Annotated in this window: 19 protein-coding genes; 11 read left to right on the top strand and 8 right to left on the bottom strand. The window is 37.1% G+C overall.

What is annotated here, in order from left to right; all coding sequences use genetic code 11:
* The 6 genes from VKY47_RS00850 to VKY47_RS00875 form a co-directional block, all read left to right on the top strand.
* The coding region (locus tag VKY47_RS00850; RefSeq protein WP_324309588.1) for a hypothetical protein at positions 1-1,450 on the top strand (1,450 nt) is incomplete at its 5' end.
* 6 nt (positions 1,451-1,456) lie between these two features.
* Positions 1,457-2,959: a CshA/CshB family fibrillar adhesin-related protein gene (locus VKY47_RS00855; RefSeq protein ID WP_324309589.1), complete on the top strand. Its 1,503-nt coding sequence runs from the start codon at positions 1,457-1,459 to the stop codon at positions 2,957-2,959.
* 112 nt (positions 2,960-3,071) lie between these two features.
* On the top strand, positions 3,072-4,316 hold the full coding sequence (locus VKY47_RS00860) for a T9SS type B sorting domain-containing protein (protein WP_324309590.1): 1,245 nt from the start codon (positions 3,072-3,074) through the stop codon (positions 4,314-4,316).
* Between the two features lies 1 nt (position 4,317).
* Entirely contained in the window at positions 4,318-5,262 is a 945-nt protein-coding gene (locus VKY47_RS00865) for a PorP/SprF family type IX secretion system membrane protein (protein ID WP_324309591.1), read from the top strand.
* Positions 5,263-5,279: 17 nt separating this feature from the next.
* Entirely contained in the window at positions 5,280-7,223 is a 1,944-nt protein-coding gene (locus VKY47_RS00870) for an OmpA family protein (RefSeq protein WP_324309592.1), read from the top strand.
* Between the two features lie 325 nt (positions 7,224-7,548).
* The gene (locus tag VKY47_RS00875; RefSeq protein WP_324309593.1) at positions 7,549-8,229 is read left to right on the top strand and encodes a hypothetical protein; all 681 of its coding nucleotides are present in this window, start codon (positions 7,549-7,551) and stop codon (positions 8,227-8,229) included.
* A gap of 14 nt (positions 8,230-8,243) precedes the next feature.
* On the opposite strand, the gene VKY47_RS00880 is transcribed toward VKY47_RS00875, so the two are convergent.
* Together VKY47_RS00880 and VKY47_RS00885 are read right to left on the bottom strand one after the other, a co-directional pair.
* A complete protein-coding gene (locus tag VKY47_RS00880; RefSeq protein WP_324309595.1) occupies positions 8,244-9,356 on the bottom strand; it encodes a BamA/TamA family outer membrane protein in 1,113 nt (370 codons plus the stop codon).
* On the bottom strand, positions 9,356-9,991 hold the full coding sequence (locus VKY47_RS00885) for a hypothetical protein (RefSeq protein ID WP_324309596.1): 636 nt from the start codon (positions 9,989-9,991) through the stop codon (positions 9,356-9,358). The genes VKY47_RS00880 and VKY47_RS00885 overlap by 1 nt, the downstream gene beginning before the upstream one ends.
* Before the next feature lie 237 nt (positions 9,992-10,228).
* On the opposite strand from VKY47_RS00885, the gene era reads away from it, so the two are divergent.
* The gene (gene era, locus VKY47_RS00890) at positions 10,229-11,107 is read left to right on the top strand and encodes a GTPase Era (protein WP_324309598.1); all 879 of its coding nucleotides are present in this window, start codon (positions 10,229-10,231) and stop codon (positions 11,105-11,107) included.
* A gap of 56 nt (positions 11,108-11,163) precedes the next feature.
* On the opposite strand, the gene VKY47_RS00895 is transcribed toward era, so the two are convergent.
* Positions 11,164-11,667, bottom strand: a complete 504-nt coding sequence (locus VKY47_RS00895) for a GTP-binding protein (protein ID WP_324309600.1) — start codon at positions 11,665-11,667, stop codon at positions 11,164-11,166.
* A 205-nt stretch (positions 11,668-11,872) separates the two neighbouring features.
* On the opposite strand from VKY47_RS00895, the gene der reads away from it, so the two are divergent.
* Both der and VKY47_RS00905 read left to right on the top strand, forming a co-directional pair.
* On the top strand, positions 11,873-13,177 hold the full coding sequence (gene der / locus VKY47_RS00900) for a ribosome biogenesis GTPase Der (RefSeq protein ID WP_324309601.1): 1,305 nt from the start codon (positions 11,873-11,875) through the stop codon (positions 13,175-13,177).
* A 33-nt stretch (positions 13,178-13,210) separates the two neighbouring features.
* The gene (locus VKY47_RS00905) at positions 13,211-14,071 is read left to right on the top strand and encodes a TraB/GumN family protein (RefSeq protein WP_324309603.1); all 861 of its coding nucleotides are present in this window, start codon (positions 13,211-13,213) and stop codon (positions 14,069-14,071) included.
* Between the two features lie 339 nt (positions 14,072-14,410).
* On the opposite strand, the gene VKY47_RS00910 is transcribed toward VKY47_RS00905, so the two are convergent.
* The 5 genes from VKY47_RS00910 to VKY47_RS00930 form a co-directional block, all read right to left on the bottom strand.
* Positions 14,411-15,217: a TPM domain-containing protein gene (locus VKY47_RS00910; protein WP_324309604.1), complete on the bottom strand. Its 807-nt coding sequence runs from the start codon at positions 15,215-15,217 to the stop codon at positions 14,411-14,413.
* Entirely contained in the window at positions 15,217-15,654 is a 438-nt protein-coding gene (locus VKY47_RS00915; protein ID WP_324309606.1) for a TPM domain-containing protein, read from the bottom strand. The genes VKY47_RS00910 and VKY47_RS00915 overlap by 1 nt, the downstream gene beginning before the upstream one ends.
* A gap of 207 nt (positions 15,655-15,861) precedes the next feature.
* Entirely contained in the window at positions 15,862-16,461 is a 600-nt protein-coding gene (locus tag VKY47_RS00920) for a LemA family protein (RefSeq protein ID WP_324309608.1), read from the bottom strand.
* A 58-nt stretch (positions 16,462-16,519) separates the two neighbouring features.
* A complete protein-coding gene (locus VKY47_RS00925) occupies positions 16,520-16,849 on the bottom strand; it encodes a MerR family transcriptional regulator (RefSeq protein ID WP_324309609.1) in 330 nt (109 codons plus the stop codon).
* The gene (locus VKY47_RS00930; RefSeq protein ID WP_324309611.1) at positions 16,849-17,820 is read right to left on the bottom strand and encodes a M23 family metallopeptidase; all 972 of its coding nucleotides are present in this window, start codon (positions 17,818-17,820) and stop codon (positions 16,849-16,851) included. Before VKY47_RS00930 ends, VKY47_RS00925 begins: the two co-directional genes overlap by 1 nt.
* 229 nt (positions 17,821-18,049) lie before the next feature.
* Between VKY47_RS00930 and alaS the strand changes: the two genes are divergently transcribed.
* Complete coding sequence (gene alaS, locus VKY47_RS00935; RefSeq protein WP_324309613.1) at positions 18,050-20,686, top strand: alanine--tRNA ligase; 2,637 nt, start codon at positions 18,050-18,052, stop codon at positions 20,684-20,686.
* A 112-nt stretch (positions 20,687-20,798) separates the two neighbouring features.
* Positions 20,799-20,969: GSCFA domain-containing protein (locus VKY47_RS00940; protein ID WP_324309615.1), on the top strand; the 171-nt coding region annotated here is incomplete at its 3' end.

A 20,969-nucleotide genomic window follows, 5' to 3' on the forward strand; every position in this document is an offset into this window, starting at 1 on the left:
TGCTGGTAATACAGGTACAGAGCAAGACTTTTTAGATTCTTTAATCGGAGCTGATGGCGCTGACGGAGCTGATGGAACGGATGGTGTTGATGGAACAAATGGAACGGATGGTATTTCTGCTTACGAAGAGTGGATCGCTGCCGGAAATACAGGTACAGAACAAGACTTTTTAGATTCATTAATAGGTGCTGATGGCGCTGATGGAACAAATGGAGCTGATGGTATTTCTGCTTACGAAGAGTGGATCGCTGCTGGTAATACAGGTACAGAACAAGACTTTTTAGATTCTTTAATCGGAGCTGATGGCGCTGACGGTGTTGATGGAACAAATGGAACAAATGGAGCTGACGGTATTTCTGCTTACGAAGAGTGGATCGCTGCTGGTAACACAGGGACCGAGCAAGACTTTTTAGATTCATTAATAGGAGCTGACGGTGTTGATGGTGCTGATGGTGCTGATGGTGCTGATGGTGTTGATGGAACAAATGGAACAAATGGAGCTGATGGTATTTCTGCTTACGAAGAATGGATCGCTGCCGGTAATACAGGTACAGAACAAGACTTTTTAGATTCATTAGTCGGAGCGGATGGCGCTGACGGTGTTGATGGAACTGATGGAACAAATGGAACAAATGGAGCTGATGGTATTTCTGCTTACGAAGAGTGGATCGCTGCTGGTAACACAGGAACCGAGCAAGACTTTTTAGATTCATTAATCGGAGCGGATGGAGCTGATGGCGCTGACGGTGTTGTTGATCCCAAAGATTTAACCGCTATTGGTACTTCAATTACGGTAACTAATGGTATAGGTGCCACTTTATTAGATACTAGCATCGAAGTGACCGATGGAGGAATTACAGCAATAAAAGTAAACGAAAATGTGGCTGGTTTAGGTTTAGTTAAAAACCCAACAACAAATGCTTTAGACGTTCAAGCTAATAATGGATTAAACGTAGATACCACAGCAGATGCAGTTCAATTAGGAGGGGCTTTAATAAAACCAACCACGATTGCTACAAGTGCAACTAACACGTTAGCACTTACTGGCTTGCAAAACGGCGATTTCGAAGACAATATTTTAGTTGTAGATAGAACATCAGGGGTTATAAAGCAATTAAAAGCAGCGATGCCAACTTTCTTTTATATGCCTTCTGTTATTATTTACACGGCAGCAGATCAGGTGCCTGGAGGAGATGTTTTTGGAACGATAGATTTATATGCAAAGTATCAACAACAATTCGGTTCACCAGTAGCATCAAATCCAGGAGCTATAACAAGCCTTCCGGTTTTACCTCGTAGTGAATTGGATTATTTTATCACCTTTTATGACGATACTGTTTTCGCCAACGTAGCAGTAAGTAATATGGGCGTTTTAACCTATACTGTTTTACCTACAGCAGAAGTTTCTTTGGGCTCTTTTATGAACATCGTATTTTCTGTAAAACCTTAATTAAATATGTATTTAAAAATAAAGTTTGCTATTCCAGGATTTGCCCTGTTTTTACTTGTAACAATTTCAAAGCTACAGGCACAATGCTATCTGAACCAAATAGTAACGGCGTCATTCGCAACTGGTGGAAGTAGTCCTTATATAGATGATGTGCTTTGGCTTACTTGGGGTTCTGCAAATATGCAAACACATCCTTATGGTAGGCACAATCAGCCATTAAGCGTTGGAGCAAAGTCTCATGCTTCTATTCATTTGGGTGAGGGAAGATATTTATGTATAGAGGCAGAAATTATAAGTATAGCTGGCAGTACCGTGAATTCTTATGCGCCAGGTAATTATTCAGGCGATCATTTAGATGATTTATACAATATAGGAGGAACAGGAACGAACAACCAGCTTGTTTCAGGAATTATTAATAGAAATGATAATAATTCTCCAAGATTGGTTATAAAATGTTCAGCGACTTTAGATGGGCTGCCTGTAAGACTTGCCGGTTTGGTGGTTGCCGATGCAGAATCCTTAAATGGAACCAGCGAGTATATTTATGCCACGGCCGATGGTAATTGGACCTTAGTTGAAGGTAAGAAAAATATTGGTCAGGGAGCCTATGAAGTTCGAAAGGAAATCGTTATAGAAAACGGAGCTCCAACGTCTAAAAGAACTATGAAGTTTTTAAAGGGTAATGACAATAACACCATGGCAGTTTCATTTTTAAAGTTTAACGAATCTGCTTATAATACAACTGGTGCTAATCCAGATTTTTCTGTAAACGTAAATATTGATTTCAAAGGAGGAGGAAAAACGGCTATTGCATTAGGTTTATTACCGCCTACAGTAGATGGTGGCGATGCCCCGATTTCTTATGGAAAACCCTTGCATCTTATTCAAAAATTGAGTTTTACTACAGATGGTATCCCTAATGTCAACCCTCCTAGTAATAACAACAACAATCGTACTAATATTAATACAACCACATATACGGCAGGTGCATTAGTAGAAAATGTAAATCTTAGCCGCTTGGGCAGTACGGCTCCAGATACGGAAACCATTTCTTTGCATTCAGCAGATGCTTTAGGAGATGATAATTTTGGTCCAGCAGGACCTTTGGAAGAAGATGCATGGCCAGAACAATACAAACGTTTTTCATATAAAGTAAATTATTTACCTGGAAACATTATTTCTGCCAATATCCCTTATAGAAGTCAAACCAATGGATATATCGCTGGATGGATAGATTTTAATGGGAATGGTATTTTCGATCCAGAGGAGAAGCAAGAGGCACCCGCGCCAGCAACTGTGAATGCTACGGGAAGCGTCTTGTTGGAATGGGTAATACCAGGAAATAGAAAACCTTATAGTACATATGTTAGATTAAGGCTTTCCGAACTTCCAAATATGACACCTGGTTCATTTTTGAATACAGGTGAAGTAGAAGATCATAAAATATACATTTTATCTCCAACAGTTACAAATCCGATGATTCATTCTAAGGCGAAAGATAACAAGTAGATAAAATGATACGATTTTATGTATAAAGAATAGAGAGAATAAAATTATGGAACACGCCATAGTTATTTTTTAAAGCTTGTTAATAGCCACATGGTTAAATATTAAAAAACACATGCAAAATAAATCATTATATATAAGTATTCTAGTGCTCCTTATTTTCAGTGCAATGAAAGCCCAAACGAGTAATGAGGGAACGCTCTACGTGGCTGAAAACACCCAGTTTTCAACTGTAGAACGTTTCAATAACCTGTCCACGGGCTCATTCTACAACGATGGGGACGCTTTTATTTACAGCCATTTTCATAACGACGGAATCTTGGACTTCTACCAAAACACAGGACTTACCAGATTTATCGGTACAACAGAGCAGAACATCAGCGGGACACAGATAAGCTATCTGTACGATGTGCTTTTCAATAATAACAGTTCCTTAGAACCATTTAGATTATCCGGGGCCATGAATATTAGTGGGACCTCTAATTTCTATGACGGAATTGTAGATAACGACAATTTTGGCGGACAGATAACCTTCAATACCCATGCAAACCATATCAATACCTCCGATGCCAGCCATGTGGACGGCCCAGTAAACAAATATGGAGACCAAGAGTTTACGTTCCCAATTGGCGATGGCGGCTATTACCGCTTTGGTGGCATATCGGCACCATCCAGTTCCTCTGCCTTATTCGAAGGGAAATTTTACTTCGAGAATTCAAACCCGCTATATCCTCATGAACTAAAGGCAGGAGTTATTGAAGAGATTGACAACCAAGAATATTGGACCATCGAAAAAGTAAGCGCAAACACAGACAACGGATTGATTACGCTTTCTTGGAGAAACGTAACTACGCCTTCCTCCATGATAGCGGCAGCCGAACAGGGCGCATTGACCATCGTGCGTTGGGACGTAGCTTCCAACATGTGGGTAGATGAAGGCGGCGTTATAGATTTAGACAATCAGACCGTAACAACCTCAGTAAACAACTATGGGGTCTTTACCTTTGGACGCGTAAAATCCGATCTAATCCTGCCATGTGGCATTGTGGTCTATAACTCCGTGACACCAAACGGCGATGGTAAGAACGATTATTTTATCATCGACCAAACAAACAATGACTGCGCCCGAGACCTAAAGGTAAAGGTGTTCAACCGTTGGGGCGTCAAGGTTTTTGAAACGAACAATTACGGAACGAGTGGCCATATCTTTGACGGATATTCCTCAGGCCGATTGACCCTTAAAAATTCCGAGAACCTGCCATCAGGGACCTATTACTACATCCTGGAATATGGTTACGGGAATCAAGGAGAAAACAATTTTCACAAACAAGCTGGATTTTTATACTTAAGTGCCAATTAATATGAACCAAATTCAAATGACTTTCAATAAATCAAATTTATTTGTACTTGTACTCTTTGTGGGCATGTTTTTTATGGTTCCTTCAGCGCAAGCACAACAAGACTCTCAGTATACGCAGTATATGTACAATACCATTACCGTAAACCCGGCCTATGCAGGATCTCGAGGTTCCCTGAACATCTTGGGAGTTTATAGAAACCAATGGGTAGGTTTGGACGGGGCCCCAGAAACACTTAATTTCTCGGCACATTCACCTATAGGCGTTAAAGGTGTTGGTCTAGGTGTTGGCTTTACCAGCGATAAGATAGGACCCTCTTCCGAGAGCATCCTGACCACAGATTTTTCCTATACGGTACAGATGGCAGAAGAACTAAAACTATCCTTTGGCCTAAAAGGAGGAATGTCCATATGGAGCCTGGACCCTAACAAATTGAACATCTACGATCCAAACGATTATAACCTGAGACAGGAGAACAACAGTTCTCCCATCATTGGTGCTGGATTTTATGTGCATACCGAAAAGTGGTACGTGGGAATCTCGTCTCCCAATTTTCTGGAAACAGAACATTATGACGATGTCCAAGTATCTACGGCCATGGAAAAGACCCATCTTTATTTAATAGGAGGTTATGTCTTTGATTTGAACCCAAACTTAAAATTGAAACCGGCCGCCTTGGTCAAGGCTATTTCGGGTGCCCCATTGGCCATCGATATCTCGGCCAATGCTCTTTTATATGAAAAAGTAACTTTTGGTCTGGCATACAGATTGGATGCGGCAGTAAGCGCTTTGGCTGGATTCCAAATCTCGGAGAACATGATGGTAGGATATGCCTACGATTACGACACCACGGAACTGGGGAATTATAACAACGGATCTCATGAAATATTCTTGCGTTTCGAACTGGGCACAAAGCTACGGGCGAAAGTGAACCCAAGGTTCTTTTAATCCTAAAAAAAGATTTAATGAAAAACAGTATCACCATTTATAGTTTCTTTTTGTTCCTCCTGGGCTTCTCGGGTATCTCTTTGGTTCAGGCACAGGAAAAAAAACTGACCAAAGCCACAGAGAATTACGAACAGCTGAATTATGTCAATGCCCAAAAAGTATATTTGACCGTGGCCGAAAAAGGCTATCAGTCTGAAGAGCTTTTTACAAAATTGGCAAACAGTTATTATTTCAACGCTCAATACGATCAGGCTGTGAAATGGTACGAAAGCCTCTTCAATTTTACTGAAGAACCAGAACAGAACCTTGTGTACCTGCGTTATTCCCAAGCTTTGAAAGCCATGGGTCAAACCGAAAAAGCCATGGAGTATTACGATGCATTTGTGCTTCGGAGCGGATCGGAATCCAATGCAATAAGCGCAATGGATTATATGGAACTGATACAGCAAAACTCAGGTAGATATGAGATAGAAGCGCTCCAGGCCACCTACAGTGAAAATAAAATCTCCTTTGGATACGTAAAATTGGGAGACACTCTTTATTATGCTACTACCACCAACACCAAGAGTTTTCTGAACAAGAGGAGCGCTTGGGACGGACTTAGCTTTTTGTCATTATATACAATCCAGCTGGATACCTTAAACCGTGCCATCAGTAAGCCTAAAAAGTTAGGAGGGAATATAGAAAGTAAGTTCCATGAATCTTCGCCTGTATTTACTGCAGATGGAAACACCATGTATTTTACAAGAAGTAATATCACTTACGACAAGAAGAAAGACAACCAAAAATTAAAAATTTATAGATCTAAAAAAACGGATAACAAATGGCAAAAAGCCGAGGAGCTATCCATCAATAGCGATCACTTTTCTACAGCACACCCTACTTTAGGTCCAGATGGAACCAAACTTTATTTTTCATCGGATAGACCGGGAGGATATGGTGAGTCCGATCTTTATGTATCCCAGATCAATACCGATGGCAGTATCGGGGAACCCGTAAATCTAGGATCCAAGATCAATACCAGCGGAAAGGAAACCTTTCCTTTTGTGTCGGCCAACAATGAATTGTATTTCTCGTCCGATGGACATTTTGGATTAGGAGGATTGGATGTGTTTTATGTGAAAATTCAAGATACTGGCTATGGGAACTTATTGAATATCGGGGAACCGGTAAACTCCTATGCAGATGATTTTGCTTTCGGAATCGATCAGCAAACCGGTAGAGGTTTTATAAGCTCCAACCGCTCAGAGGTACAAGGACAGTTTGTTTACGATAATATTTATTCGTTCTTGGAGACCTCACCGATTATCGACGTCTATTTTGCCCAAATACAAGGGCTTGTCACCAATAAACAAACAGGCCTGCCAATTACAGGTGCCAATATTGTTTTGAGCGACGCTGAAGGAAAGTTATACAAACAAGTGATGACCGATGAAAATGGCCAGTATCTGGTCGAGATCAATAAGTTTGAATCCTATTTTATAAAAGCAAGCAAGGAAAGTTACGATACGAATGAGAACGTCTCCAAGCCTAACCTGGAAAATCAGGAAATCAACTTCCAGTTACAACAAAACGAAGTGGCATTGGTTCCTGGGGTAAACCTAGCAGAAGTATTGAACATCCCAATCATCTATTTTGATTTTGATAAATCGAACATCCGTCAGGATGCCCAAGTGGAGCTAGAAAAACTATTGGCTGCCCTTAACCAATACCCTAATTTAAAAATAGAGATCCGCTCGCATACGGACAGTCGCGGTAACGATGCCTACAATAAAGCGCTTTCCCAGCGTCGCGCCACATCCACCATGGACTATTTGATAGCACAAGGTATAGGTGCAGAAAGATTGACGGCCATTGGAATGGGAGAGACCGCTCTGGTAAATAACTGTAGCAATGGTGTGCCATGTTCGGAAACAGACCATCAAAAGAACAGACGTAGCGAGTTTATTATTGTAGAGTAAAAATAAAGGTATTTAGTAAAGCAAACCAAATTCTTAATTTAACAGCAAAAAAACCAGAGATAACCCTCTGGTTTTTTTTTCTGTCTGCTTAAATAATACCGGTAGTAAAACAGTTACAATAGTAGCTCCAACAGGTAAAGACCATTCTTTTTCAGGTCTTTTTTCTGAAGTTATTTAATGTGAATACGTGAAACTAAAGTGAATAAAAAATTAATTTTAAAATTTGCTTGGTAAAGTTCTCTCACTTTTTATATTTTAGTTTATTGATGTTAAAACATGATGTTTTTATTATCACACCTAAAAACTATAGATAAATATAATTCAGATGAATAATGTTAAGCGTAGAAACCTAAGTAAAACGATGGTTATTATCGGTCTTTTGTTTTTAATTTCTATGGATGCCAAGGCGCAAATTAATATAAATACAAATCCATATTGGCAAGGTGAGATTAGACTTTTTGATGGTACCATAAAACAGGGATATGTGATGGTTCCAAACAATTCCAAAGAAAACGAAATAGCGTTTAGGCCTTCTCCAAAAGGGGAAAAAGAAACCATAAAACGTAAACACATAGAGTCGGTAGGCGTGGTGTCCGAAAAAGGGAAGAGGTATTTATACGAAAACACTCCTATTGTATTTAGTTTTAAATCAAAAAAGGCGGCCGGTAATTCCTTGCTTTTAGTAGAAGCAAAAAACGATTATGTTACTTTTTATGTGGAATCTCAAGCTTATAAAGTAGACGCTAAAAGTGGGGAAATAGTGTTGTTATATCGATATAATTCTGGACAAGATTTTCCTACAATTACTCATTATATAAAAAAGAAGGATGCTCCTGTAGCAAATATGTTTTATATGACAGGACTTGTTGGTGGAATAAAAAAAGGAGCGAAATATCATTTAACGGAAGACCCAGAGTTGATGAGGAAAATAAATGAAAAGGAATTGGGTAAAAACGATATTTCAGAGATCATCAATAACTACATTCAAACCACCAATAGCTTATAGCGTTTTTGTAGGCATTAAAAAGCCTCATTAATTCCAAAATAAATACCGCTACTACCATCTACGCCAATCCCAGCATCCAAACGCACCCATGTATCTTGGGTTTTTAAAAGTTTAAATCGGAGCCCGCCTCCGGCACTTGGTTTTAAATCTCGAATGCTTACAAGTTCTTTTTGATCGTTCGCTACTTTTCCAAAGAGTCCGTAACCAGCTAAGGCCCAACGAGGTTTAAAGCGGTATCTGTATTCGGCTTGAAATAAGTATAGACTTTTATCTATATATCGACCTTGGTAGTATCCTCTAGCTCTATTTCCTCCACCATACCAAGCAAGCCCTTGAAAAGGTGGGTTGCCATAGTTTCCTTCGTAATATAGTTGTAGGGCTACAATGCTTTTTTTGCCTAATTTTTGGTAGGTGCGCAAATCGGCAATAAACTTATTGTAATTCTCTGTTGCTCCAAAAAGCTCACTAGAAAACTGGGCATTCATTTTTAAGAGATGCCCAGAAATAGGCGAACCCACATTGTCTCTGGAATCTAAGTTAAAAATCACCCCAAAACCACTTATTACTGCGCCATCGCTACCTGGAATGTCGCCAGTGCTTAAAAGGCCACCTTCCGTCACTTTTGTAACATCGTGGTTTTCATAAATATATTCAAAGCCAAAATTTAAGGCTGGAGGTAACCTTTTTAAGAAACTTACTTTTAAAATTTGCGAGGTCATATCATACGATTCCTCATTGCTATTTGGGGTAGTATTCCCAATTCCCCAGAAATTATTCGGAAATATTTTCCATTTAAAATTCATGTCCAGAAAATAATCGCCATTCCCAAAATATATTTGAGGAATCACATCTATAATAAACTGCTTGTTCGATGTCATGATAAAATCCACGAAAATATTCGACACCCGATCGTTATAAATGTTTTTCTGTTTTAATAAAAATATCTGTCCTCCAGCACCAAAACCAAAACTTGTTTCTGGAGTATAGAATATAATTGGTATGGCAACAAATTGAAATTTCTTGTTCTTATTAAGAGTGTCAGACTTTATCACATCGTCCTTAGCCTGACCATGACCAAGCGTGCTTATAAAAAGACTTATTAATAGGAATAAAAACAGTTTTTTCATTATAGAGGTTTCGAGTCTAGTAATATTTTAAATCCAAACGAAAAAGAGAGATTGCTAAGGGCATAGCTAACATTTTTAACTTTTGGATCGATAGTGGTTTCTTCGTCCAAATTTAACCAATACACATTATAATTCAGGCCTAAATCAAAAGAAACCCGGTCTTGAATAACATACGAAAACCCGAAGGTAGATAGAAAACCAAAGCCTCCTCCCTTGTTTAAATTTTCAACATACACATCCTGAACAATCCCTCCAATGGTTTCTCTGTAAAGCACATATCCCGGAGATAAACTAAAAAACACAGAACCAATACTGCTTGGCGATAAAAAATAAGTGCTTTTAGGTCCTACAAAAAATATTTCGGACGTGTTTTCAAAAGTGTCATTTTCAATATTACTTCGTTCCATATTGGCAGACAAGCCAATATTTAATCGGTCAATTATAAATTTCCCGGTACCAATTTCTATTCGGTACCAATTGCTAATGGATTTATTCTCGGTTTTAGTGTTTTCAAAAGTTCCAGAACCTATAGATCCTGTAAGACCTGTAAGCCATCTCCCTTTTCTAAAAGGTGTAATTTCAGTGTTTTTCGTAGAATCTATTTCCTTGTTTTGAGCGAAAAAAAAGCTAGGCATAACACAAAAATAGCTTAGGAATAAAATGGTATAATAGGTTTTGTTTCTCACTTAAATAGACGTGTTAACGCAGGTTCTAATAATGGTACTAAAGTATTAAAAAAAACCTACAAAATATTCTCTAGATGGAAAAGATGATAAACTAAAATGGAGATCTTGGTTTTATTTTCATTAGTTATTTGGTTTATACCGAGTTTAAAATTTTTAAAACTATCTTTGTGCTTATAAAATAATAGGATGCACAAAGCAGGTTTTGTAAATATTATAGGAAATCCAAACGTTGGAAAATCGACATTAATGAACGCCTTTGTGGGTGAAAAACTTTCGATAATTACATCGAAAGCACAAACCACAAGACATCGTATTTTAGGGATTGTTAATGGCGAGGATTTTCAAATGATTTTGTCGGATACGCCAGGAATTATAAAACCAGCTTACCAATTGCAGGAATCCATGATGGGCTTTGTAAAGTCTGCCTTCGACGATGCCGATGTGTTAATTTACATGGTTGAAATAGGTGAAAAAGAATTAAAAGACGAAACCTTTTTTAATAAGATTACAAGTTCAAAGATTCCAGTTTTATTACTGCTTAATAAAATTGATAAATCCAATCAGGAACAATTGGAGGAACAAGTGCAAAGTTGGGCCGTAAAAGTTCCCAATGCGGAGATTTTTGCTATTTCTGCTTTAGAAGGTTTTCAAGTAAAAGAGGTGTTCGATAGAATTATCGAATTGCTTCCAGAATCTCCAGCTTTTTATCCAAAAGATCAGTTAACCGATAAGCCAGAACGTTTTTTTGTAAACGAAACCATTCGCGAGAAAATTTTAATGCACTATAAAAAGGAAATCCCTTATGCGGTTGAAATCGATACCGAAGAGTTTTTTGAAGAAGACGACATTATTAGAATGCGTTCTGTAATTATGGTGGAACGCGATACACAAAAGGGAATTATTATCGGACATAAAGGGTCAGCCTTAAAACGTGTAGGAATGGAGGCTAGAAAGGATTTGGAGAAATTCTTTGGCAAACAAGTCCATTTGGAGCTTTATGTAAAAGTGAATAAAAACTGGCGTAACGATCAAAAGCAGTTACGACGTTTCGGTTACAACCAATAGATTATTTTATAGGAATTTGGAGGAGTAAATTTTGAACTTTAAATTCTAAACCAGTACTATCCTCTCAACGTATCCCTCATAAAACCGTGAAGCAGGCGCATTTCGTCCATCCCAACTTTTTTCCCCAATTGGCCAATAACATATAAAGCCACCCAAACAATCACCATAAAAAACATCATGCCAACTTGTAAGGCGTACGTTGTTTTTAATGCCCAATTAGTATAGGCCCAAACACCAAATGCTATAAACAATCCGGCAACAAAAAAATGAAAAAACATAAACATGGTCCAAACGGTTGGGTTTGGTCCAAATAAGCCACGAACCGTGCTGGAATTTGTTTCTAGTTCATCAATCTCCAAATGCAGTTGTGGCGACCAGAAATGCTGTTTGTGCTTGGGCAATCTAAGAAAGACATGATTGTCACTCCGAGATACTATAAAGTCTTCTTGTTCGTGCTTGGCTTTGTCGAACAAGTTTAATAGTTCTTCGTTATTTTGGTTTCTTTCAAATTTAAAACGTGGTCTTAAAACCACTTCATTGATTTTTGAGGAGTTGGGCATAAGGTTTTTTAAATCGGTTCAATTTTTAAATCAATCAAGGCTTTTAGAGGTTTTTTACTTTCGGAAAGTATCAACAAACAGGCACTTAAATCCTTAGGTAATAATAGGGGTTTTTAGTGACAGGTTCATTTTTATTTTTTTGAAGCAAACAAAATACAATTAAATACTTAGCATATCATTATATTTGCACCAAAATTTATTTAAAATGAGTAACATAGTTGCTATAGTAGGAAGACCAAATGTTGGAAAGTCCACTTTTTTTAATCGTTTAATTAAAAGAAGAGAGGCTATTGTAGATGCGGCAAGTGGTGTAACTAGAGATAGACATTACGGAAAGAGTGATTGGAATGGGAAAGAGTTTTCCCTAATCGATACAGGGGGATATGTAAAAGGAAGCGACGATGTTTTTGAAGCTGAAATAGACAAACAAGTAGAGTTAGCTATAGACGAAGCAGATGCCATTATTTTTATGGTAGATGTCGAATCTGGCGTTACAGGAATGGACGAAGATGTGGCAACCTTACTTAGAAAAGTTAAAAAACCTGTTTTTTTAGTAGTCAATAAAGTGGATAATGCGAAAAGAGCACAAGATGCTGTGGAGTTTTATTCTTTAGGTCTAGGTGAATATTTTACCATTGCCAGTATTAGTGGTAGTGGAACAGGAGATTTACTGGATGCCCTTGTTGAAGCATTACCTTTAAAAGAAGAAGTGGAAGAAACTGAACTACCTCGTTTTGCGGTAGTAGGAAGACCTAATGCTGGAAAATCTTCTTTTATAAATGCATTAATTGGAGAAGATAGATATATCGTTACAGATATTGCTGGAACTACCAGAGATTCTATAGATACCAAATACAACCGGTTTGGTTTTGAATTTAATTTGGTGGATACCGCTGGAATTAGAAGAAAAGCTAAAGTTAAAGACGATTTAGAGTTTTATTCTGTAATGCGTAGTGTACGTGCCATCGAACATTGCGACGTGTGTCTAGTGGTTATGGATGCAACTCGTGGTTTCGACGGACAAGTGCAAAACATTTTCTGGTTGGCAGAACGCAACAGAAAAGGAATTGTTATTTTGGTTAATAAATGGGATTTAGTTGAAAAAGATCATAAATCTACCAACGAATTCGAAAAAATTATTAGAAAAGAAATCGAGCCTTTTACCGATGTGCCCATTGTATTTATATCTGTATTAAACAAGCAACGTATTTTTAAGGCTATAGAAACGGCTGTTGAAGTGTATAACAACCGAACCAAAAAGATAAAAACAAGCAAGCTTAATGAGGTTTTGCTTCCTATTATAGAAAATTATCCGCCACCAGCTTACAAAGGAAAATTTGTAAAAATCAAATACATCATGCAGTTGCCAACGCCGCAACCACAATTTGCTTTTTTCTGTAACTTACCTCAATACGTAAGAGATCCTTATAAGCGTTTTCTAGAAAATAAACTTCGCGAACATTTCGATTTTAAAGGTGTTCCTGTAAGTGTTTATATGCGTAAAAAATAAATGCGCCATGCTCTTCTAACAATTTGATTTAGAATGAAGAAGTTAGCAGTCGTTTTAATTTGTGTAATTGTAACACAGTTGTCATTTTCCCAAAACACTATTTTGTGGAAAGTAACAGATACTGTAACCCATAAAACATCTACTATTGTTGGAACGTTCCATCAATTTGGAAACACGTTTGTGGATTCTATTCCACAAATTAAAATGTATCTGTATCAATCTGATTTGGCCATATTTGAGTCCATTAATACAACAGAACAAACCCAAAAATTAATTAATAGTAGGGAGAGTTCGAAAACAATTGAAAGGGAGTTTAGTAAAAAAGACTTCGCTAAACTTCAAGAAATAACTAAGGATTGGGGAGTTGATATCTATAAATTAAAACCCATTGAGTTGAAATGGAAACTGCAACAAGAATTTCAAAAGATAAAATGTGAAACGAATAATCCATTAGATACGTGGACACATTTTGATAATTATTTAATGCATTTAGCTACTGGAAAAGGTGTCGAAGTTTTAGGCTTAGAAACAAATACTTCGCAGTTGGAGTTTATTAATCAACATTTCGGTAATCCGAAATGGAAAGATGAGAAGAAAAATATCAGGTCCCTATTAAATATGCTGCACGGAGATACAAACTATCCCCAAAATTGTCAATTGGCCAAAGACTATAGGAACTTCCGTTTAGATTATGAATTTGATTTGCCCTGTAAAAATGATATTCTAGTTAAACAACGAAATGAAAACTGGATGCAGGTTTTACCCGATTTACTTAAAAATAAGAACTGTTTTCTGGCTGTTGGTTTTATGCACTTAAAAAACTCTTGTGGTTTATTGGAGCAATTAAAGAACATGGGTTTTATTGTAGAGCCTATAGTTATTGAAAAAAGGTAGAAGACCATCTGTTTACAATCTTAATTCCAAGTTTAAGCCAAATCCCATCCTTTATAAAGCTTCAATAAGTACTTGGCTACTTTATGGTTATGCCGTGCTTATGTCGTGGTTATGTCGTGCTTATGTCGTGCTTAGGTCGTGTTAGACTTATAAACCATCCCTAGACATTCACAGGTTACAAGGGAGAAAGTCTTTTATTCAACCAGATGGTTTTTATGGGATGGGTTTTTAGAAACCCAAGTAACCTATCAAACTTCCAAAGTAAGAGAAGCTAATAATTAAGTACAGAAGTCCCGAATCCAAACCAAAAATTAATTTTTAACCACCTACAAACTATAGCTACCAACTTCCGCCAGCGCCACCGCCAGAGAAACCGCCACCGCCAAAACCTCCGCCAAAGCCGCCTCCAGAAGAACCGCCAAAGCCACCTCCCGAAGAACCACCAAAGCCTCCACGTCCCATATTGCTTAAAATAATGGCATCGAGAATGCTAAAGCCTCCAGATTTATTGCTTCCAGAACCTCCAGAACCTCCTTTACGGTTTTTAGAAATAGAAATTAAAATAATAATGAAAAAGATAATCAGGAATATGATAAAGCCACCTGGAGATTCAGAATCCTTGTCAGCCTTTCTGGTGCCTTGGTATTCTCCCATTAACACCTGGAAAATGGCATCGGTTCCTTTGTCTAAACCACTGTAATAATCGCCTTTTTTAAATTCTGGGATAATGATGTTTCTAGTAAGTTCGCCAACAATGCCTGCGGTTAACCTATGTTCTACACCATAACCCGGAGAAATCCAAATATTTCTGTCGTTTCTTGCCAATAAAACAAATACGCCATTATCTTCTTTAGCTTGTCCAATGCCCCATTCTTGAGCCCATTTAGCCGATAAAAGTCCAATGTTTTCACCTTTGGCAGTTGGAATAATAACCACAACAATTTGAGTGGATGTAGTATCGGAATATTTAATGAGTTTCTGTTCTAAACTGCTTTTTTCTGAAGCAGTAAGCAGCGACATATAATCGTAAACACTGGTTTGTTCTTTTGGAATTTTAGGTATATCGAATTGTGCCAATAAGTTTTGCGAAAAACACAAACTCACAAACAGAATAATAAGATACTTGATGTGTAGGGTTTTTATCATTATCCTTTGGATATGTCGTTGGGTAATTCGTTGATGTCATTGTGTTGCCAAGGAAAGTGTTTTTCTAAGACGTTTCCAGCTTTTAAAATACCATCTACAAGCCCTTGCTTAAAGTTTCCAGATTTAAATTGGGCCTGAATAGCATCTTTGGTTGTATTCCAGAAATCCTTTCCTACAATGTCGTTAATGCCTTTGTCGCCATAAATAACAAAGGTTTGGTCTTCTACGGCTACATAAATTAAAACGCCATTTTGTTCTTTGGTGTTATCCATTTTTAAATAATGGAACACGTCCATAGCGCGTTCAAAAACGTCTATTTTAGAAGATTTTTCAAGATGCACCCGGATTTCCCCAGAGGTGTTTTTTTCGGCCACTCGAATAGCTTCTACAATTTCTTGTTCTTCTTGTGCAGTTAAAAAATCTTCTATTTTAGACATTACTTTTAGTGTCAGGTTCAAGGTTAAAAAGCTGTAATTTAATTGTAATTACTTTAGCTTGTATATTTGTTTTAGTCTCAAGAGTTATTAAGTTATTATGACGTTCCAACTAAATAACTCAATACCACTTTTGCAATTCCATTGTTACTTTAAAAATCCTACCAGAATCGTTTATCTGGTAGGTATGGATATCAAAGCCGTATTTGTTTAATTAAAATCGAATTCTACTTCCACAGGTCTTTCCGCTCCAGCTTCTGCATCGAAATAAGGTTTGCCTTCAAAGTTGAATAAACCGGCTAATACCGAATTAGGGAATTTCTTAACATGGGTGTTATAAGGTTTAATGGCTTCGTTATAACGTGTTCTTGCTGTTTGAATGGTGTTTTCTGTACTGGTCAATTCGTCTTGAAGTTTCAGGAAATTCTGATTGGCTTTCAATTCCGGATACCTTTCAACAGTTACCAATAATCTAGACAAGGCACTGCTTAATCCTCCTTGTGCTTGGTTGAACTCTTGTAATTGCTCAGGAGTTATATTCGAAGGATCGATGGTTGTTTTTGTAGCTTCACTTCTTGCTTTAATAACAGCTTCTAGTGTGCTTTTTTCAAAGTCGGCTGCACCTTTAACCGTGTTTACAAGATTGCCAATTAAATCATTTCTACGTTGGTAAGAGGTTTGGACATTTCCCCAAGCTTCGCTTACGTTTTCATTAAGTGTAACGGCTGTGTTATTAAATCCTACAGCCCAATTATAAATACCAAAACCAAGGATGGCTATGATAATTACTGGAATTAACCATTTTTTCATGAGAGTTTGTTTTTAAGTGTTAGTGTTTATTTTATTAGTTGTAAAAGTAGGTAAATTGTTACAGTTGATCTTTAATTTTAAGAAGTTGCGCCTTAATATTTTTCAATTTATTAATAATCTCGAAGGTTTCTAAGGGTTTTTTCTTTTCTTCTTTAAGATGGGCTTTCGCACCATCAAGTGTAAATCCTCTTTCTTTAACCAAATGGTAAATGAATTTTAGATTATGAATATCTTCAGGAGTGAATTTTCTATTTCCTTTGGCGTTTTTCTTTGGTTTTAAAACATCGAATTCTTTTTCCCAAAAACGAATTAAAGAAGTATTCACGTCGAAAGCTTTTGCAACTTCGCCAATACTATAATAACGTTTTTCAGGTAATTCTATATGCATTAGTCTAACGATTGATTTTCTAATGAAGCATGTTCAAGAAGTTCATTAAATTCTTCGGCAGATAAACTTCCATAATAGAAATTAAGAGGATTGATACGTTCGCCATCCTTAAATATTTCGTAATGTAAATGTGGACCTTGAGATCGGCCGGTACTTCCTACAAACCCAATAACATCCCCTCTTTTTACCTTCTGATTTTTTTTAACATTATACTTATACATATGGCCATACAGACTTACATAGCCATAACCATGATCTATACGAATGTGGTTGCCATAACCCGCAGAACCATTATCTGCTCTAACTACAACGCCATCTCCCGAAGCGTAAATAGGCGTTCCACGAGGTGCAGAAAAATCCATGCCCCAATGCATTTTTCTTGCTTTTGTAAAAGGATCGGTTCTAATTCCATAACCTGAGGCCATTCTAGATAAATCGGCATTTTTCACTGGCTGAATCGCTGGAATGGCTTCTAATAACTTTTCCTTATCGGTTGCCAATTTGGCGATTTCGTCTAAAGATTTTGATTGAACAACAATTTGTTTCTGTAATTGATCGATACGTTTATGACTTTCTATTATTAGTTTGGAGTTATCAAACCCTTCTAAATCCTTATATCTGTTAATACCACCAAAACCAGCTTTCCTTTGCTCATCAGGAATCGGATTGGCCTCAAAATACAATCTGTAAATATTATTGTCCCTATCTGCAATACTGGCTAAAACAGCTTCAGATTCATCCATTTTTTTATTTAAGAGTTGAAGCTGTAATTGGGCATTTTGTAACTCGTGTTTTAAACCTTTTTCTCTTGGGGATTCGATATACTGACTAGCAATAAAAACAAACAAAAAGGCAAATAGGGCAGATGCCAGTATAAATATCGAAATATACGTAACTGTTCTTCTTTTTCTACGCTCTATTTTTCTATATGCAAGCGTATCTGGATCATAATAATATTTTACTTTACTCATTGTCTAATTTATGCTATTTTTGCATGGAATTAATATTAAACGATTTATCAATTAGTATCCAAAACGAACAAACCTACAAAATATTTTCATTGTAAATTTAGTGAAAACTAAACGATAAATTGGGGAACTAACGTCTCTCAGTCCGAAATTTAAAATAGATTTGTAGAGAAATTGTAAAAACTATGTGGTTTTATGCAATATTTAACATAATAGCTTTCAAAATAAATAGATGAAATCTCAAGAAGTACGTTCAAAATTTTTAAGTTTTTTTAAAGAGAAAAAACACAGCATTGTGCCTTCTGCACCTTTGGTATTAAAGGACGATCCAAGTTTGATGTTTGTCAACTCTGGAATGGCGCCTTTTAAAGAGTATTTTTTAGGAAATGCCGAGCCAAAAAATAACCGAATTGCCGATAGCCAAAAATGTTTGCGCGTATCTGGGAAGCACAACGATTTGGAAGAAGTGGGTTACGATACCTATCACCATACGCTTTTTGAAATGCTTGGGAATTGGAGTTTTGGCGATTATTTTAAAAAAGAAGCCATTGCCTGGGCTTGGGAATTACTGACCGAGGTTTATGGAATAGATAAAAATATTTTATACGTAACGGTTTTTGAAGGGGATGAAGGAGATGGAACTCCTATGGATCAAGAAGCTTTCGATTTGTGGAAGCAATTTATTTCAGAGGACAGAATCCTTATGGGAAATAAAAAGGATAATTTCTGGGAAATGGGAGATCAAGGACCATGTGGACCTTGTAGTGAGATTCATGTAGATATTCGTTCAGCTGAAGAAAAAGCCAAAGTAGATGGGAAATCCTTGGTAAATATGGACCATCCGCAAGTGGTGGAAATATGGAATTTGGTGTTTATGCAATACAACCGAAAAGCGAGTGGAACTTTAGAGTCCTTGCCAAATAAACACATCGATACAGGAATGGGCTTTGAGCGTTTATGTATGGTGTTGCAAGGTGTACAAAGTAATTATGATACCGATGTTTTTACACCAATTATTCGTGAAATTGAAACGATTTCAGATAAGGAATACGAACCTCAAGGAGTAAGTGCCGCCAATTCTGAACAAGAAAAAATAGATGTCGCAATTCGTGTTATTGCAGACCACGTTCGTGCCGTGGCTTTTTCAATTGCCGACGGGCAATTGCCAAGTAATACAGGTGCAGGCTACGTTATTAGAAGAATTTTACGTCGTGCCATTCGCTATAGTTTTACCTTCTTAGACCAAAAGGAACCTTTTATTTATAGGTTGGTGGATGTTTTAAGCAAGAAAATGGGCGATGCTTTCCCCGAATTAAAAGTTCAAAAACAACTGATTGAAAACGTAATTAAAGAGGAAGAAGCTTCTTTTTTAAGAACCTTGGATCAAGGTTTGGTGCTTTTGGATGGCATTGTAAAAAGTACTTCTGGCGACACTGTTTCAGGTGAAAGAGCTTTTGAATTATACGATACTTATGGGTTTCCAATAGATTTAACAGCTCTGATTTTATCCGAACAAAATTTAAAATTGGATGAAAAAGGGTTTAAAGAACAATTAGAAAAACAGAAGAAACGCTCTCGAGCAGCCAGCGAAATGTCCACAGAGGATTGGACCATTTTAATAGATGATGCTGTCCAAGAATTTATAGGGTATGACGCTTTGGAAGCTAAAGTGAAAATAACCCGTTACCGAAAAGTAACTTCGAAAAAGGATGGCGATATGTATCAGCTTGTTTTTAATTTAACACCTTTTTATGCTGAAGGCGGGGGACAAGTTGGAGATAAAGGATATTTAGAAGATGGAAATGGAAACATAACATATATCCTAGATACTAAAAAGGAAAATAACGTAGTGATGCATTTCGCTAAGGAATTGCCAGAGAATTTAAACGATGCATTTACGGCCTCTGTCGATGCCAAACAGCGCTACAGAACCGAATGTAACCATACCGCTACCCATTTATTGCACCAAGCCTTGCGCGAGATTTTAGGAAGTCATGTCGAGCAAAAAGGATCTGCCGTACATTCAAAATACTTGCGTTTTGATTTCTCGCATTTTTCAAAATTAAGTACGGAGGAATTACGTGATGTAGAAATTTTTGTCAATGCACGTATTGCTGGAAAACTACCACTTCAAGAAAAAAGGAACATTCCTATGGATCAAGCTCTGGAAGAAGGAGCTATGGCCTTATTTGGCGAAAAATATGGCGATACCGTTCGGATGGTTCGTTTTGGACAATCCATTGAATTATGTGGTGGGACACATGTTAAGAATACAGGAGATATTTGGTTTTTTAAAATCGTATCGGAAGGAGCTGTTGCAGCTGGAATCCGTCGTATTGAAGCCATTACAAACGATGCCTTAAAAGGATATTTTGGAGATATCAATAAGACTTTTATTGAAATAAAGTCTATGTTGAACAATAACGAACCAGTTAAAGCGCTTCAAAATTTACAGGAAGAAAATAGCCACCTTAGAAAACAAGTGGAAGCGTTATTAAAGGATAAGGCCAAAAACTTAAAAGGCGATCTTAAAAATGAAATAACCGAAGTTAATGGCATTCAGTTTTTAGCTAAGAAAATAGATTTAGACGCTAGTGGTATAAAAGATTTGTCTTTTGAATTAGGAAGTCAGTACGACAATTTATTCTTGTTATTTGGTTCTGAAAACGATGGAAAAGCCTTGCTGTCCTGCTATATTTCTAAGGAATTGGTAGAAAGCAAAGGACTAAATGCAGGGAACATAGTTAGAGAATTAGGAAAACACATCCAAGGAGGTGGTGGCGGACAACCTTTCTTTGCAACTGCTGGTGGTAAAAATCCAGCAGGAATTGATGCGGCTTTGGAGGCTGCTAAAAAATATTTGGACTAATAGTTTTGACACAGAGTTGCACAGAGTAAAAAACGCAGAGATTCACGAGTATATGTTTTGTAAAAACCTCTCTGCGAATCTCTCAGGATCTCAGTGTAATAAAAAATAAAACATGAACCTTCAAACAAAAATACCACTCATACAACAACAGCATAATCAAATAGATTATCATTCCAAGTTGTTGTTAATTGGTTCTTGTTTTGTTGAAAATATGGGAGAGAAATTAGATTATTTTAAATTTCAAACCCTTCAAAATCCGTTTGGAATTTTATTTCATCCGAAA

The organism is Xanthomarina sp. (genome assembly GCF_035306705.1).
In the GTDB taxonomy this organism is placed as follows: Bacteria; Bacteroidota; Bacteroidia; order Flavobacteriales; family Flavobacteriaceae; genus Xanthomarina.

Bases quoted from the DNA above. Each gene is read 5' to 3' on its own strand.
- VKY47_RS00920 (WP_324309608.1), bottom strand. From the start codon at position 16,461: ATGAAAAAATGGTTAATTCCAGTAATTATCATAGCCATCCTTGGTTTT.
- VKY47_RS00880 (WP_324309595.1), bottom strand. From the start codon at position 9,356: ATGAAAAAACTGTTTTTATTCCTATTAATAAGTCTTTTTATAAGCACG.
- era (WP_324309598.1), top strand. From the start codon at position 10,229: ATGCACAAAGCAGGTTTTGTAAATATTATAGGAAATCCAAACGTTGGA.
- VKY47_RS00925 (WP_324309609.1), bottom strand. From the start codon at position 16,849: ATGCATATAGAATTACCTGAAAAACGTTATTATAGTATTGGCGAAGTT.
- alaS (WP_324309613.1), top strand. From the start codon at position 18,050: ATGAAATCTCAAGAAGTACGTTCAAAATTTTTAAGTTTTTTTAAAGAG.
- VKY47_RS00905 (WP_324309603.1), top strand. From the start codon at position 13,211: ATGAAGAAGTTAGCAGTCGTTTTAATTTGTGTAATTGTAACACAGTTG.
- VKY47_RS00895 (WP_324309600.1), bottom strand. From the start codon at position 11,667: ATGCCCAACTCCTCAAAAATCAATGAAGTGGTTTTAAGACCACGTTTT.
- VKY47_RS00915 (WP_324309606.1), bottom strand. From the start codon at position 15,654: ATGTCTAAAATAGAAGATTTTTTAACTGCACAAGAAGAACAAGAAATT.
- VKY47_RS00855 (WP_324309589.1), top strand. From the start codon at position 1,457: ATGTATTTAAAAATAAAGTTTGCTATTCCAGGATTTGCCCTGTTTTTA.
- VKY47_RS00885 (WP_324309596.1), bottom strand. From the start codon at position 9,991: ATGCCTAGCTTTTTTTTCGCTCAAAACAAGGAAATAGATTCTACGAAA.
- VKY47_RS00870 (WP_324309592.1), top strand. From the start codon at position 5,280: ATGAAAAACAGTATCACCATTTATAGTTTCTTTTTGTTCCTCCTGGGC.
- VKY47_RS00865 (WP_324309591.1), top strand. From the start codon at position 4,318: ATGAACCAAATTCAAATGACTTTCAATAAATCAAATTTATTTGTACTT.
- VKY47_RS00875 (WP_324309593.1), top strand. From the start codon at position 7,549: ATGAATAATGTTAAGCGTAGAAACCTAAGTAAAACGATGGTTATTATC.
- VKY47_RS00860 (WP_324309590.1), top strand. From the start codon at position 3,072: ATGCAAAATAAATCATTATATATAAGTATTCTAGTGCTCCTTATTTTC.
- der (WP_324309601.1), top strand. From the start codon at position 11,873: ATGAGTAACATAGTTGCTATAGTAGGAAGACCAAATGTTGGAAAGTCC.
- VKY47_RS00910 (WP_324309604.1), bottom strand. From the start codon at position 15,217: ATGATAAAAACCCTACACATCAAGTATCTTATTATTCTGTTTGTGAGT.
- VKY47_RS00930 (WP_324309611.1), bottom strand. From the start codon at position 17,820: ATGAGTAAAGTAAAATATTATTATGATCCAGATACGCTTGCATATAGA.